Raw genomic sequence first — 14,850 nt, forward strand, 5'->3', positions numbered from 1 at the left:
CAATAAAAAACCCCGCCGAGGCGGGGTTTTTTTGCGTCCAGAAGGAAGCGTTGCTGCTTACACCGGCTTGATGTTAGCGGCTTGCTTGCCCTTCGGGCCCGTCTTCACTTCGAAAGACACTTTCTGGTTTTCTTGCAGCGTCTTGAAGCCTTCCGTGCGGATTTCCGAGAAATGCGCGAACAGATCTTCGCCGCCGCCGTCCGGCGTGATGAAGCCAAAGCCCTTTGCGTCATTGAACCACTTGACGGTACCGGTTTCCATATTACTTAGTTCCTAAAGATGATAAATAAGGCCGAAGCCCGTGGGGTGCATGAAAATCAAGGAAGGGGGTAATGGGACCAACCGGAGTACCGTTGATGGGCGAACTACGAAAGACCAATTCACTCGCCGCTTGAAATCCTGCCCGTCCGTTATACGGATATTTCGGGCCGAGGTCAACTCAATCCCGCCCTTGATAGGGGGTTTTTTACGGATGGCTCAAGTCTTGCTTACAAAGCTTGCTATTTGCTCGATTTTTTTGTAGGGACACTCGCATTTCCCTGCAATCATTTGGTGCAGTCGTTAAACTACGCGCCGCATGGCGCTTGCACTCCTTCATTGGATGGCACCATGTATGCCGGTCAGTCGCCGGGAGACGATGTGCATGCAGTATTGCAGGACAAGGCGACCCATGACATGACCGCATGTACTCGAATACAGGAGAAGACGTGAAGAGCTCAATTCAACGGAACATCGGCCCGGTCGCGCTGATGCTGACCGGCCTCGGTTCGATCATCGGCTCGGGCTGGCTGTTCGGCGCGTGGAAGGCGGCAAAGATTGCAGGGCCCGCGTCAATTTGTGCATGGGTGATCGGCGCGGTCGTGATCCTCGCGATTGCACTCACGTACGCCGAACTCGGCGCGATGTTTCCGGAGTCGGGTGGGATGGTGCGCTACGCGCGCTATTCGCACGGCGCGCTCGTCGGCTTCATCAGCGCATGGGCTAACTGGATCGCGATCGTGTCGGTGATTCCGATCGAGGCGGAAGCGTCGATCCAGTACATGAGCACCTGGCCATATCAGTGGGCGCACGACCTGTTCGTCAACGGCTCATTGACTACATTAGGGCTACTGCTGTCCGCGGGGCTCGTGATTATCTATTTCCTGCTGAATTACTGGGGCGTCAAGCTGTTTGCGCGCGCCAACTCGGCGATCACCGTCTTCAAGTTCATCATTCCGGGCGCAACGATCCTCGGTCTGATGCTAACGGGTTTCCATCACGAGAACTTCGGCGACGCCACGACGTTCGCTCCGTACGGCTGGTCGGCGGTGTTCACGGCGGTCGCGACGAGCGGCATCGTGTTCGCGTTCAACGGCTTCCAGAGCCCGATCAACCTCGCAGGCGAAGCGCGCAATCCGGCGAAGAGCGTGCCGTTCGCGGTGATCGGCTCGATCCTGCTGGCGCTCGTGATCTACGTGTTGCTGCAGATCGCGTACATCGGCGCGGTGAATCCGACCGACGTGCTGAAGGGCTGGAGCCACTTCAACTTCGCGTCGCCGTTCGCGGAACTGGCCATCGCGCTGAACCTGAACTGGCTCGCGATCCTGCTGTACGTCGACGCGTTCGTCAGCCCGAGCGGCACCGGCACGACCTACATGGCGACGACCACGCGGATGATCTACGCGATGGAGCGCAACAACACGATGCCGAAGATGTTCGGCAACGTGCACCCGTTCTACGGCGTGCCGCGTCAGGCGATGTGGTTCAACCTGCTCGTGTCGTTCATCTTCCTGTTCTTCTTCCGCGGCTGGAGCTCGCTCGCGGCGGTGATCTCGGTCGCGACGGTGATCTCGTACCTGACCGGCCCGATCAGCCTGATGTCGCTGCGCCGCGCGGCCACCGACCTCGAGCGTCCGCTGCACATTCCGGGCATGTCGTTCATCGCTCCGTTCGCGTTCGTCTGCGCGTCGCTGATCCTGTACTGGGCGAAGTGGCCGCTGACCGGCGAAATCATCCTGCTGATGATCGTCGCGCTGCCGGTGTACTTCTACTATCAGGCGAAGGCCGGCTTCGCAGGCTGGGGCCGCGATCTGAAGGCGGCGTGGTGGCTGGTTGCGTATCTGCCGGTGATGGCGATCCTGTCGTTGATCGGCAGCAAGCAGTTCGGCGGCCGCAACGTACTGCCGTACGGCTGGGACATGCTGGTCGTGATCATCTGCGCGCTGATTTTCTACTACTGGGGCGTGCATACCGGTTATCGCACCGAGTATCTCGACGAGCGTGAGCAGCAGGACGATATCCTTGAGGGGATCGGCGCCTGATTGTTCGCGGTTGTGCCGCGTTGCTGGCGGCACAGTCTAGTGAAAAACAAAGCCCGCCTGACGTGAGTCAGGCGGGCTTTGTCGTTCTGGTCGGGTCGACGCGGCGCTTACGCGTTGCCGAATACGTAGTTCGTCATCGCGAGCGCACGCTGATACGTACCGAGCGACTGGATCTGCAGCGTGTAGTTGTCATCCGCGGCACCGAGCGCGGCGAATACCGGCAGCAGATGCTCGTCGGTCGGATGCATCAGTGCGGCGTGCGGCGCACGGTTCCGGTAGTCGAGCAGCGCATCGATGTCGCGCGCGGCCAGCCGGTCCTCGAACCAGTCGGTGAATTCGGCGACGCGCGGATCGGCGTCTTCCGGCCGCGCCGAAAAATCGGCGGCGCGCAGGTTGTGCGTGATCTGGCCGGAGCCGATCACCATCACGCCATCGTCCTGCAACTCGCGCAACGCACGGCCGACGCGAAAGTGATGCGCGGCGTCCATGTGCGGCTGGATCGACAATTGAGCGACCGGAATGTCGGCGTCGGGGAACATCAGCAGCATCGGCACCCACGCGCCGTGATCGAGGCCGTGCGGCTGCGTCGAGGCGGCCACGCCGTGCGCGTCGAGCATCGCAGCAGCGCGGCGTGCGACGTCGGGTGCGCCAGGTGCCGCGTACTCGATCTCATAGAGCGCGCGCGGAAAGCCGTAGAAGTCGTGAATCGTCTCCGGACGCTCGGCGGTGCTCGCGACCGGCGCGGCGGTGCCCCAGTGCGCCGACAGCATCAGGATCGATTCGGGACGCGGCAATTGCGCCGACAGCGTCGCGAATTCACCGGACGGTAACGACGGGTCGATCGGCAGCGTCGGTGCACCGTGGGACAGGAAGAGGGTAGGCAAGCGGTTCATCGCAGCGGCGCCGCGACGGGCGCGGCGTGAAAGTTGGGTTGCCTTCAATATAGAGGCGAACCACCGGCAGATAAACGGGCGAAAGGGGAATTGATTGTGTCGCTGGTGTTGCGAATCGCGAGCGGCCCTTCGCTCTTTCCGCTTACTCGTCGTCGCTGGAACGCAGCCCTTGCCACGCAGGCGCCAACGCCGGCCCGAGCGCAAACAGATCAAGGACACGCGCGACGGTGTGATCGACCATCTCATCGATCGACTTGGGCGCGTTGTAAAACGCCGGCAACGGCGGAAAGATCACGCCGCCCATCTCAGTCACGGCCGTCATATTGCGCAGGTGCGCGAGATTCAGCGGCGTTTCGCGGACCATCAGCACGAGCCGGCGCCGCTCTTTCAGCGTGACGTCGGCGGCGCGCGCGATCAGGTTGTCCGACAGACCGTGCGCGATGCTCGCGAGCGTTTTCATCGAGCACGGCGCGACGATCATGCCGTCGGTCGCGAACGAGCCTGACGCGATGCTCGCGCCGACGTCGCGCACCGGATGGACCACGTCGGCAAGCGCGTGCACGTCGTCTTTCGACAACTGCAGTTCATGCCGGACGTTGAGCCAGCCCGCGCTGGAAATCAGCAGATGGGATTGCACGCCGCCGACGCGGCGCAGCGTTTCGAGAAGCCGGACGCCGTAGATGGCGCCGGTCGCACCGGTGATCGCGACGATCAGCCGGCGCGGTGCCGCGGCCTGTGATGTGGAGGAGAGCGGCACCGTCATGCGGGACAACGACAGCGGTTAACGCGCGCCGCTCAGGCGGCGGCGAACAGTTGCTGCAGTTCGCCCGACTGGTACATCTCCATCATGATGTCCGAGCCGCCGATGAATTCGCCCTTCACGTACAGCTGCGGAATGGTCGGCCAGTTCGAGAATTCCTTGATGCCCTGGCGGACGCCGTCGTCTTCGAGGACGTTGACGGTCTTCGGTTCGTCGACGCCACATGCCTTCAGGATCTGGATCGCGCGGCCCGAGAAGCCGCACATCGGAAATTGCGCGGTGCCCTTCATGAAGAGCACGACGGCGTTTTCGTCGACGATTTGCTTGATGCGTTGTTGCGTGTCCATGAGACTGACCTTGCGGTTCCGGAATGGTGGGGGATAGGCTGAAATGATAGCGGATTTCGCTACAGCCGGCCGGGCGTGGCTCGACGGCCGGGTTCAGGCACTGGCGAGTCCGCCGCTAATTCTCTCGATGCCGGCGAGATCGCACGCCGACCGGACGTCGCGCAACCCGGCCGCCGACAGCAGCGTTCGCACGGCGGCAGCCTGATCGTAGCCGTGCTCGATCCACAGCGCGCCGCCGGCGGCGAGCCGTGCCGGCGCACCGGCGACGATCGTGCGAATGGCCGACAGGCCGTCTGCTTCGTCGGTGAGCGCGCCGCGCGGTTCGAAGCGCAGATCGCCTTGTACCAGGTGCGGATCGCCGTCCGCGATATATGGCGGGTTGCTGACGATTACGTCGAACGGTGCTTCGTTGGATGCGTCGAGGGCCGCGTACCAGTCGCCTTCGAGAAAGCGTAACGCACCGCCGGGCCGACGCGAATCGACGAGCCGCGCAGCGTTGCGTGCCGCGACCGCGAGCGCCTGTGCCGAGCGGTCGGTCGCGCAGACCCGTGCGTCGGGTCGTGTTGCAGCAATCGCAACCGCGATCGCGCCGCTGCCGGTGCCGAGATCGAGCACGCGAGGTGCGTGAGGTGCGCGAGGCGCATGCGACAGGCTCCGGCCTTCGAGCGCCGCCAGCGCAGTCTCCACCAGCAGTTCCGTCTCTGGCCGTGGAATCAGCACGTCCGCAGTAACTTCGAATTCGAGCCCGAAGAATTCGCGCGTGCCGATCAACTGGGCAACCGGCTCGCCCACAACCCGACGTGCTTCGAGCGCACGATAACGAGCGATCGCCACAGCATCGAGCGGCTCGTCCGCACGCGTGATCAGCTCAGTACGCCGCCAGCCGAGCGCATGTCCGAGCAGAATGCGCGCTTCGAGCAACGGCAACGGCGAAGCACGGAGCAGGGTAGCAGCGGTATCCATCAGCGTGGGATCAGTCCGCGTCGCCGAGCGATGCGAGCAGTTCCGCCTGATGCTCGCTGACGAGCGCCGCGATCAGTTCGTCGAGATCGCCGTCCATCAGCGCGTCGAGCCGGTACAGCGTCAGGTTGATCCGGTGATCGGTGAGGCGGCCCTGCGGAAAGTTGTAAGTGCGGATGCGCTCCGAGCGATCGCCCGAACCGACGAGGCTCTTGCGCGTCGCCGCTTCCTTCGCGTGCTGCTCCTGATACTGCCGGTCCTTGATCCGCGCGGCGAGCACCTTCAGCGCGCGATCCTTGTTCTTGTGCTGCGAGCGATCGTCCTGGCATTCGACGACGATCCCCGTCGGCATGTGCGTGACGCGCACCGCCGAATCGGTCTTGTTGATGTGCTGCCCACCCGCGCCCGACGCGCGGAACGTGTCGATCCGCAGATCGGCCGGATTGATTTCGACCTCGCCGATTTCATCGGCCTCGGGCATCACGGCGACCGTGCACGCGGACGTGTGGATGCGCCCCTGCGTTTCGGTCGCCGGCACACGCTGCACGCGATGGCCGCCCGACTCGAACTTCAGCTTCGAATACGCGGCTTCGCCCGCGATCCGCACGATCACTTCCTTATAGCCGCCGAGATCCGACTCGCTCGCCGACATCATCTCGACCTGCCAGCGGTTGCGTTCCGCGTAGCGCAGGTACATCCGCAGCAGATCGCCCGCGAACAGCGCCGATTCGTCGCCGCCGGTGCCCGCGCGGATTTCGACGAAGATGTTGCGGTCGTCGTTCGGATCTTTCGGCAGCAGCATCTTCTGCAGTTCGCTGGCCAGTTGCTCCATCCGTTCGCGCGCCGCGCGGACTTCGTCTTCGGCGAAGTCGCGCATCGACGGATCGGCGAGCAGTTCCTGCGCGGTCGCCGCATCGCCGGCGGCCTGGCGCCAGTGTCCGTAATGCTCGACGACCGGACCGATTTCCGCGTGCTCGCGTGTGAGTTTGCGGTACTGGTCGAGATTGGCCGTAATGTCTTCGCGGCTCAACAGATCGTTCAGTTCGGCCAGCCGCGTAGTGAGCTGGTCGAGCTTGCGTTGCATGCTCGTTTTCATCGGTGGGTCGGAGCGGGTTCCGGAAAGGTCGGACAGTGAATTGGAATCGGTACGGCGCGCGGCCCCTGAACGGGTGCCGGCAAGCGCGCGACAATCCGCGCGACGGCGGGGGAGCGCCGCTAACGCTCCGAGGAGCCAGAGTGTTTGTAAAAGCCGCCCAGCAGATCGATGAGCGAGTCGCGGTCCGCGCCGCTCGCGCGATTGAGCGCGTGCGTGGGGCCGTGGATCAGCTTGTTGGTCAGCGACTGCGACAGCGCTTCGAGTACGGCAGCCGGATCGTCGCCGCGCGCGAGCATCTTCTGCGCGCGTTCAACCTCCGCGCGGCGCAGTGCGTCGGCCTGCGTGTGCATGTGGCGGATGACCGGCACGATGCTGCGCGCGTCGAGCCACTGCATGAAGTTCTGCACGCGCGTTTCGATGATCGCTTCGGCTTGCGCGACCGCCGCCTGACGCGACGCATTGCCTTCGCGGACGATCGCGCCGAGATCGTCGACGGTGTACAGGAACACGTCTTCGAGCTGACCGACTTCCGGTTCGATGTCGCGCGGCACGGCGAGGTCGACCATGAAGATCGGCCGGTGGCGGCGTGCCTTCACCGCGCGCTCGACTGCGCCGAGCCCGATGATCGGCAACGTCGACGCGGTACACGACACGACGATGTCGAACTCGTGCATCCGCGTGGGCAGATCGGCGAGCGGAATGGCGCGGCCGTTGAAGCGTTCGGCGAGCCGCGAGCCGCGTTCGGCGGTGCGGTTCGCGACCACCAGTTCACGCGGCTGCTGCGCGGCGAAGTGCGTCGCGCACAGCTCGATCATTTCGCCCGCGCCGATGAACAGCACGCGCTGGTTCGAGATCTTGTCGAAGATGCGCTGCGCGAGCCGCACGGCCGCCGCCGCCATCGATACCGACTGCGCGCCGATCTCGGTCGTGCTGCGCACTTCCTTCGCCACGGCGAACGTGCGCTGGAACAACTGGTTCAGATAGGTGCCGAGCGCGCCGGCCTCCGACGCGGTACGCACCGCGTCCTTCATCTGTCCGACGATCTGCGTTTCGCCGAGCACCATCGAATCGAGGCCCGACGCGACGCGAAACGCGTGCCGCACGGCTTCCGACTGCGGCAGTGCGTAGACGTGCGGGGCGAGTTCATCGACGGGGAGATTGTGGTACTTCGACAGCCACTGGATCGCGGCTTCGCGCGCCGTCTGGTCGTCGGTCGCGCAGTAGAGTTCGGTGCGGTTGCAGGTGGACAGGATCGCCGCTTCGGGCGCCGTGCGGGCCGTGGCGCCGAGCCATATGTCCTTGAACGTCGCAAGGGCAGGCTTGATCTGTTCGAGCGGAAACGCCACGCGTTCGCGCAAGGCGACGGGCGCGGTGTGGTGATTGATTCCGATCGTTAGAAGCTGCATATGCGGGGCTATGGTTCAGCGCAATATTATAGCTTTTCCGCGGTTCTTTCAGTCTGTCCGGCCGATTCTCCGGCGAATGGGGCGTCGCCTGCGTCCGGCCTCGCGCGAAGCGGCTGCTTCGCGCTGCCGGGAAAGCCGGCGCGGATAGCTGCGATGAAGCGGGCGCAGGCTTGCCGGCACCTCAGCCGAGCCGCGACTATCCGCCGCAGAACCGCTTTTCGTAGTGGTCAATCCTGATTCGTCTTACCTGAGACGAAACTTGCGCGCCGTCGGTTGGTTTCTGGAGTGCCGGTCGTGAGAAGATCGGGGTCTGGCAGCCCTACGCGCAAACAGCGTACCCGTGGTTCGACCGTGTCGATCGAACGGGCACTGCGATTCGTGTCCACAACCGGCCGGCCGTGTGGACTGTCCATAGAGAATGGAACATTAAACAAACCGCTGCGTACAACGAATAACCGTCAGCAGCGGTGCCGACCTTCGATGAAAGAGAGAACGATGTTATCCGGGGACGCGACGCCCGCCCACTCGACCGGTCCGCAGCGCGGCGAGGTCCGCTGATGGGCTGGTTCGGCATTCTGGTGCTCGGCGTCGCAGTGGGTCTCGCTGGTAGATGGCTGCACCCGCTGCGCCGTGCGAGCCGCGCCCGCTGGTGGATGGCGGTCGCGGCCGGCGTCGCCGGCGCGGTGATCGGCCTGATGGCCGGCAACGTGACTGGTCTCTTTCATGATGGCGATCTGCTCGAGTGGCCGGTGTGCACGGCTGCCGCGCTGATCGCCGTCGCCGTGACGGTCGGCCTGTTATCCCGTCGATGAACGCTAGCAGGTGAATCCGATGAATGCCCGTCTTCCGAAAATCTCCTCGATCCCCGAGCGCATCGCCGAGCTGCGCGGCGCGATGGCCCGCGAAGGAATCGCCGCGTATCTGGTGCCGTCCGCCGATCCGCATCTGTCCGAATATCTGCCGGGCCGCTGGCAAGGCCGCGAATGGCTGTCCGGCTTCACCGGTTCCGCCGGCACGCTGGTCGTCACCGACAAGTTCGCAGGACTATGGACCGACAGCCGCTACTGGGTCCAGGCCGACGCGCAGCTGGCCGACACCGGCGTGCAGTTGATGAAAATGACCGGCGGCCAGCAGAGCGCCCCGCATGTCGAGTGGCTCGCGCAGAACGTCGCGGCTGGCGGCACGGTAGGCGCGGACGGCGCAGTGCTGGGCGTCGCTGCCGCACGCACGCTGACCGACGCGCTGACCGCGCGCGGCGTCCGCCTGCGCACCGACGTCGATCTGCTCGAAACGATCTGGCCGCAGCGTCCCACGTTGCCGACCGATGCCGTCTACGAACACGCTGCGCCGCACGCGAGCGTCGCGCGCGCCGACAAGCTGGCCCAGGTGCGCCGCGCGATGCAGGAAACCGGGGCGCAGTGGCATCTGATCTCGACACTCGACGACCTCGCGTGGCTCCTCAACCTGCGCGGTGCGGACGTCAGCTACAACCCGGTGTTCGTGGCGCACGCGCTGATCGGCCTCGACCGCGCGACGCTGTTCGTCGCCGACGGCAAGGTGCCGGACGGCCTCTCGTCGTCGCTGGCGCGCGACGGCGTGCGGGTCGAGCCGTATGCGCACGCGGCCGCCGCGCTGATGGCGCTGCCCGCCGGCGCAACGCTGCTGATCGATCCGCGGCGGATCACGTTCGGCGTGCTGCAGTCGGTGCCGTCTACCGTGAAGCTGATCGAGGCGGTGAATCCGTCGACGTTCTTCAAGTCGCGCAAGACCGAGGCCGAAGCCGAACACATCCGCGCGACGATGGAGCAGGACGGCGCCGCGCTCGCCGAATTCTTCGCGTGGTTCGAAAGCGCGCTGGGCCGCGAGAAGGTCACCGAGCTGACCATCGACGAGCGTCTGACGGCAGCCCGCGCGCGCCGGCCCGGCTTCAAGTCGCTGAGCTTCGCGACGATCGCCGGCTTCAACGCGAACGGCGCGATGCCGCACTATCGCGCAACGGCCGAGTCGCACGCGACGATCGAAGGCAATGGTCTGCTGCTGATCGATTCCGGCGGCCAGTACCTGAGCGGCACAACGGACATCACGCGGGTCGTGCCGGTCGGCACGATCAGCGACGCGCAGCGCAACGATTTCACGACGGTGCTCAAAGGCACGATGGCGCTGTCGCGTGCGCAGTTCCCGCGCGGCATCCGCTCGCCGATGCTCGACGCGATCGCGCGCACGCCGATCTGGGAAGCGGGCGCGGACTACGGTCACGGCACCGGTCACGGCGTCGGCTACTTCCTGAACGTGCACGAAGGTCCGCAGGTGATCGCGCACTACGCGGCCGCCGAATCGTGGACCGCGATGGAAGAAGGGATGATCACGTCGATCGAACCGGGTCTGTACCGGCCGGGCAAGTGGGGCGTGCGGATCGAGAACCTCGTGTTGAATCGCGCAGCGGAGCAGACCGAGTTCGGCGACTTCCTGAAGTTCGAAACGCTGACGCTGTGCCCGATCGACACGCGCTGCCTCGCGCTTGCGCGCCTGCGCGACGACGAACGCGCGTGGCTGAACGCGTATCACGAGATGGTGCGCACGCGCGTGTCGCCGCATGTGTCGGGTGACGCGAAGGCGTGGCTCGACGCGCGCACGCAGCCGGTGTGAAGCCAGGGTTCTGACGAGGACACGGTATGACTGATCTCGCGGTGCTGGTCATCGACGTACAGAAGGCGTTTTTCTTCGGCCCCGACGCTGCGTATCGCGGCGACGAAGTGGTCGACGGCATCAACCGGCTGACCGGCGCCGCGCGTGCAGCCGGTGTGCCGGTGTTCTTCGTGCAGCACGACGGCGAGGCCGGCGACGAAGTCGAGCCGAACACCGACGGCTGGCAACTGCACCCCGGCCTCGTGCGCAACGATGCGGACGCGGTCGTCAACAAGGCGGTCGGCGATTCGTTTCACGAGACGCGGCTCGCCGATCTGCTCGCGCGGCGCGGCGTCGAACGCGTGCTGATCTGCGGCTACGCCACCGAGTTCTGCATCGACACCGGCGCGCGCAGTGCGGCGTCGCTTGGCTTCCGGACGACGATCGTCGGCGATCTGCACACCACACAGCACACGTCGGCACTCACGCCGAAACAGCTCGTCGATCACTACAACCAGCTGTGGCCGCGCACGTCGCTGTCGGGCAACCGCGTCGGTGTGCGTCTGCTGTCCGACGTGCTCGCGACGGAGCTCGCATGACGATCAAGGCAGTCGTGTTTGATTTCGGCGGCGTGTTGATCGACTGGAGTCCGGAGCATCTGTATCGCAAGCTGATTCCGGACGAAGCGGAGCGCCGCTGGTTTCTCGCGAACGTCTGCACGATGGACTGGGTGATCCGCCAGGACGGCGGCCAGCCGCTCGCCGAAGGGACTGCCGAACTGATCGCGAAGTTTCCCGAACACGCGCCGCTGATTCGTGCGTTCTACGACCGCTGGCACGAGATGATCGTCGGCCTGCATGAAGACATGATCACGATCGTCGAAGCGCTCGAAGCTGCTGATGTGCCGATCTACGGGCTGACCAACTGGTCGGCGGAGACGTTTCCGTATGCGTGGGAACACTTCCCGGTGCTGCGGCGGTTTCACGACATCGTCGTGTCGGGTCGCATCAAGCTCGTGAAACCGGACCCGGCGATCTTCGCTGTGATGCGCGAGCGGATCGAAGCGCGGCTACCGGGTATCGCGCCGGAAGAGCTGGTCTTCATCGACGACAATCTGAAGAACGCAGAGGCTGCGACTGCGCTCGGCTGGCATGGGGTGCATCACACCGGCGCGGCGACGACGGGTGCCGCGTTGCGGGCGCTTGGGCTGCCTGTCTGAACGTTCGTTTTGTGTCGCGTTGCGCGTAGTCGCGACTGTCTGCCGCGCAATATGGCCGTGAGCCGTTCTACAACTGCACGACACGCAGCACGCAGCGGCTCGATTGAGCTACGGTTCGATCTATCTTCGTGCCGCTACTGCCCGCCGCGCGACATCGGCGTGAGCCGTTCCGCAATCGCACGACACGCCGCCCGCAGCGGCTCGATATAAGTTTCCTCCGGCGTCGCGCTGCGGCGAAACAGCGGAATACTCACGCTGATGCACGCGACCGGCTCGCCGTCCGGACCCGTAATCGCGCAGCCGTAGCAGAAAATCTGCGCTTCGTTTTCCTCGCGATCTTCCGCGTGACCACGTGCCCGCGTCGCGTCGAGTTCGGCCGCGAGCGCTGCCGGTTCGACGATCGTGTTCGGCGTGAAGCGTTCGAGCACGAGTCCTTGCAGCAGTGCATCGCGTGCGCGCGAATCGAGCGCCGCGAGGTATGCCTTGCCGACCGAACTCGAATAGAGCGTCACACGCGTGCCGATCCGCGACGCCATCCGCACCGCGTGCGGACTTTCCAGCTTCTCGATGTAGACCATCTCCGTGCCGCTGCGCACTGCGAGATGCACGGTCTCCTGCGTCGCATCGCGCAGCGCCTGCAACGCATCGGTCGCGGCGACGCGCAGATCCGAGCGCTCCCAGCTGCGGCTCGCGAGCGTCAGCAGCCGCGGACCGAGTTCGAACGTCGCGCCGTGCGGGCGCTCGATCACCAGTCCCTCGGCGATCAATGCACCGACGATCCGGTAGACCGTCGGCCGCGGATAGCCGCTAAGCGTCGCGAGCTGCGCGATGGTCGGCGGTTCGGCGGCATCCGCGATCAGTTGCAGCACCGCCATGAACTTCGAGAAGGCGGCGGTACCGGTGGCTTGGGCGGCGTCGCGAGAGTCGGTGGAAGTCGGCATGGTTGTCGATGGCGGATAGCTGTGTGACTGACGACGGTTGTGAGTTGCGGACAGGAAGGCGATCGATGCCGTGCCGTGCATGGCGCACGAGCCCTGCTAGAAAGTGGCCGCGATTATATCGGTCGCTGAAGTGGCACCCGTGGGGCGACTAGTGGCTCGCGTCACCGCTGCTTTCACGGCTCGTTTGCCGACCGCTCCCGACACGCTCAAGCCGCCAGATACCCCCCATCCACCGGCAAAACCGTCGCCGTCACAAACGCCGCAGCCGGCGAGCAAAGAAACGCAACCGCCTGCGCGATATCGTGCGGCTCACCCCATCGACCGAGCGGCGTGCGCTCCAGAATCGCACGTGAGCGTTCCGCATCGTCCTGAAGCGCCTGTGTAAGCGGCGTCGCGATCCAGCCGGGTGCGACCGCGTTCACGCGAATACCGTCGCGCGCATACGCGAGCGCGAGCGATTTCGTCAGCTGCACGATGCCGCCCTTGCTCGCCGCGTACGCCGGCACCAGCCCGCCGCCGAAAAAACTCAGCATCGAAGCCGTATTGACGATCGTGCCGCGACTCGCCGCGAGCAGTGGTCGAGCCGCCGAGCACGCGCGCATCGTGCCGGTCAGGTTCACGTCGATCACCTGCTCGAACACATCGACGTCGTGCTCTTCGCCGCGACGGATCATGCCTGCGCAGTTCACGAGCACATCGAGCGACGACAGCGGCGCGAACAGCGCGGCGACGTCGTCAGTCGATGCAACGTCGAGCGCGACGACCTCGATCGACGCACCGAGTGCCGCGCGCTGCGCATCGGTCGGCGCGAGCCCGGCCGCGACGACGCGTGCACCGAGCGCGGCGAGCCGCAGCGCGATTGCCGCGCCGATGCCCTGAGTGCCGCCGGTCACGACAGCGGTTTTGCCTGCGAAAAGATCGTGCTGAAACGTCATGATGGATCGATCAACCGGAAAGAAAAAATCACGCAGGCCGAGCCGCGACCGCTTCGTCGACGCGATCGGCGATCGGCACGCGCACGACGAACATATAAACGAGTGCCGCCGCAAACGACACCGCCGCGCTGATCAAAAACGCGTTGACGAACGAATGCGTGCGATCGACGACGACCCCGGTGATGAACGGCGCAAACGACCCGCCGAAATACCCGCCGAAGTTCTGAATGCTGCCGAGCGACGCCACCAGATGCCGTGGCGCCGCGACGCTGACGAGCGCCCACGCGCCGCCGCTCGCGAGGTTGATGAAGTACATCGCGAGCGACAGATAGACGATCGCGAGCGTCGTGTTCGGCGTGTACGCAGCGGGCACCGTGAAGACCGCCGCGAAAATGAGTCCGGTGCAGATCGGCCACTTGCGACTGCGGATCGGCGCGACGCCGCGCGCCATCAGACCGTCGGCGACGAAGCCGCTCGACAGCATCCCGAGCGTGCCGAACAGATACGGAATCGACACGATCCAGCCGGTCTTCGCAATCGACAGATGGCGTTCGTGTTCGAGATACGCGGGCAGCCAGGTGAGATAGAGCCACACCATGTAGATCACGCCCATGAAGCCGAAGATCATCCCCCACGTGGTCCGCGACGCGAACAGGCCGCGCCATTCGGCGAACGTCATCCGGCGTTCGGCGCGTGTGTGCGGTTCTTCTTCGGTCAGGTGGACGACTTCTTCGGGCGCGAGCCGGACGTCGGCGCGGTTGCGATAGACGATGTACCAGCCGATCGCGACCGCGATGCCGAGCACGCCCATCACGACGAACATCCAGCGCCAGCCGAACACCAGCAGCAACACGGTGAGGATCGGCGGCGCGAGTGCGGGGCCGATCGTCGACGACGTCGTGAAGATGCCGGTCGGCCGGCCGCGTTCGCGCAGCGCGAACCATTCGCTGACGACCTTCGCGCCCGCTGGAAACTGCGGCGCCTCGCCGATGCCGAGCGCGATCCGCGCGGCGAGAAACTGCGGCAACGTCTGCACGAGTCCGCCGAACAGCTGCGCGACCGACCACACGAGCATCCCGACACCGAGCATCAGCCGCGCGCCGAAGCGGTCGAGCAGCACGCCCATCGGCAGTTGCGAAAACGCGTACGAGAACGAGAACGCCGACAGCAGCAAACCCATCTGCGATGCGCTGAGACCGAGTTCACCGCTGACCGAGTGATTCGCGATCGACAGCGTGCTGCGATCGAGATAATTGACGATGCCCGCGAGTGTCAGAAACACGAGCGCGATCACCTGGATGCGCGCGAGGCGCGAGGTCTTGGCCTGCATGGTTGTCTCCTCCGATGCTCTTTTGAGTCTATGGATGG

15 protein-coding genes are annotated in these 14,850 nt (G+C 65.0%); 5 read left to right on the forward strand and 10 right to left on the reverse strand.

The window, feature by feature from the left end:
• Positions 1 to 57: 57 nt before the first annotated feature.
• Positions 58 to 261 (reverse strand): cold-shock protein, encoded by a 204-nt coding sequence (locus tag E1748_RS30950; RefSeq protein WP_091019821.1) that lies wholly within the window; start codon positions 259 to 261, stop codon positions 58 to 60.
• Between the two features lie 446 nt (positions 262 to 707).
• On the opposite strand from E1748_RS30950, the gene E1748_RS30955 reads away from it, so the two are divergent.
• Positions 708 to 2,300 (forward strand): APC family permease, encoded by a 1,593-nt coding sequence (locus tag E1748_RS30955; RefSeq protein ID WP_133651117.1) that lies wholly within the window; start codon positions 708 to 710, stop codon positions 2,298 to 2,300.
• Between the two features lie 107 nt (positions 2,301 to 2,407).
• On the opposite strand, the gene E1748_RS30960 is transcribed toward E1748_RS30955, so the two are convergent.
• The 6 genes from E1748_RS30960 to hemA form a co-directional block, all read right to left on the reverse strand.
• Positions 2,408 to 3,193, reverse strand: a complete 786-nt coding sequence (locus E1748_RS30960) for a DODA-type extradiol aromatic ring-opening family dioxygenase (RefSeq protein ID WP_133651118.1) — start codon at positions 3,191 to 3,193, stop codon at positions 2,408 to 2,410.
• A 142-nt stretch (positions 3,194 to 3,335) separates the two neighbouring features.
• A complete protein-coding gene (locus E1748_RS30965; RefSeq protein ID WP_133651119.1) occupies positions 3,336 to 3,956 on the reverse strand; it encodes a UbiX family flavin prenyltransferase in 621 nt (206 codons plus the stop codon).
• A 32-nt stretch (positions 3,957 to 3,988) separates the two neighbouring features.
• Positions 3,989 to 4,300, reverse strand: coding sequence for a Grx4 family monothiol glutaredoxin (gene grxD / locus E1748_RS30970; RefSeq protein WP_133651120.1), 312 nt, complete (start codon positions 4,298 to 4,300; stop codon positions 3,989 to 3,991).
• Between the two features lie 93 nt (positions 4,301 to 4,393).
• Positions 4,394 to 5,263 carry a peptide chain release factor N(5)-glutamine methyltransferase gene (gene prmC, locus E1748_RS30975; protein WP_133651121.1) on the reverse strand — a complete coding sequence of 290 codons (870 nt, stop codon included), beginning with the start codon at positions 5,261 to 5,263 and terminating at the stop codon, positions 4,394 to 4,396.
• A 10-nt stretch (positions 5,264 to 5,273) separates the two neighbouring features.
• Positions 5,274 to 6,356 (reverse strand): peptide chain release factor 1, encoded by a 1,083-nt coding sequence (prfA, locus tag E1748_RS30980; RefSeq protein WP_133651122.1) that lies wholly within the window; start codon positions 6,354 to 6,356, stop codon positions 5,274 to 5,276.
• Between the two features lie 119 nt (positions 6,357 to 6,475).
• Positions 6,476 to 7,762, reverse strand: a complete 1,287-nt coding sequence (hemA, locus tag E1748_RS30985) for a glutamyl-tRNA reductase (protein WP_133651123.1) — start codon at positions 7,760 to 7,762, stop codon at positions 6,476 to 6,478.
• Positions 7,763 to 8,319: 557 nt separating this feature from the next.
• On the opposite strand from hemA, the gene E1748_RS30990 reads away from it, so the two are divergent.
• From E1748_RS30990 to E1748_RS31005, 4 genes are read left to right on the forward strand one after another with little or no spacing between them, the layout of a single operon-like run.
• Positions 8,320 to 8,574 (forward strand): hypothetical protein, encoded by a 255-nt coding sequence (locus E1748_RS30990; RefSeq protein WP_133651124.1) that lies wholly within the window; start codon positions 8,320 to 8,322, stop codon positions 8,572 to 8,574.
• A gap of 19 nt (positions 8,575 to 8,593) precedes the next feature.
• On the forward strand, positions 8,594 to 10,408 hold the full coding sequence (locus tag E1748_RS30995; protein ID WP_133651125.1) for an aminopeptidase P family protein: 1,815 nt from the start codon (positions 8,594 to 8,596) through the stop codon (positions 10,406 to 10,408).
• A 26-nt stretch (positions 10,409 to 10,434) separates the two neighbouring features.
• Positions 10,435 to 10,986: a cysteine hydrolase family protein gene (locus tag E1748_RS31000; protein ID WP_133651126.1), complete on the forward strand. Its 552-nt coding sequence runs from the start codon at positions 10,435 to 10,437 to the stop codon at positions 10,984 to 10,986.
• Positions 10,983 to 11,606, forward strand: a complete 624-nt coding sequence (locus E1748_RS31005) for an HAD family hydrolase (protein ID WP_133651127.1) — start codon at positions 10,983 to 10,985, stop codon at positions 11,604 to 11,606. Before E1748_RS31000 ends, E1748_RS31005 begins: the two co-directional genes overlap by 4 nt.
• A gap of 134 nt (positions 11,607 to 11,740) precedes the next feature.
• Here E1748_RS31005 and E1748_RS31010 read toward each other — a convergent pair whose 3' ends face one another.
• The 3 genes from E1748_RS31010 to E1748_RS31020 all read right to left on the reverse strand — a co-directional run bounded on the left by E1748_RS31010 (position 11,741) and on the right by E1748_RS31020 (position 14,812).
• Positions 11,741 to 12,547, reverse strand: coding sequence for an IclR family transcriptional regulator (locus E1748_RS31010; protein WP_133651128.1), 807 nt, complete (start codon positions 12,545 to 12,547; stop codon positions 11,741 to 11,743).
• A gap of 206 nt (positions 12,548 to 12,753) precedes the next feature.
• Entirely contained in the window at positions 12,754 to 13,482 is a 729-nt protein-coding gene (locus tag E1748_RS31015; RefSeq protein ID WP_133651129.1) for an SDR family NAD(P)-dependent oxidoreductase, read from the reverse strand.
• A 28-nt stretch (positions 13,483 to 13,510) separates the two neighbouring features.
• The gene (locus E1748_RS31020; RefSeq protein ID WP_133651130.1) at positions 13,511 to 14,812 is read right to left on the reverse strand and encodes an MFS transporter; all 1,302 of its coding nucleotides are present in this window, start codon (positions 14,810 to 14,812) and stop codon (positions 13,511 to 13,513) included.
• Positions 14,813 to 14,850: the final 38 nt, after the last annotated feature.

This window comes from Paraburkholderia flava (genome assembly GCF_004359985.1).
GTDB classification, from domain to species: domain Bacteria; phylum Pseudomonadota; class Gammaproteobacteria; order Burkholderiales; family Burkholderiaceae; genus Paraburkholderia; species Paraburkholderia flava.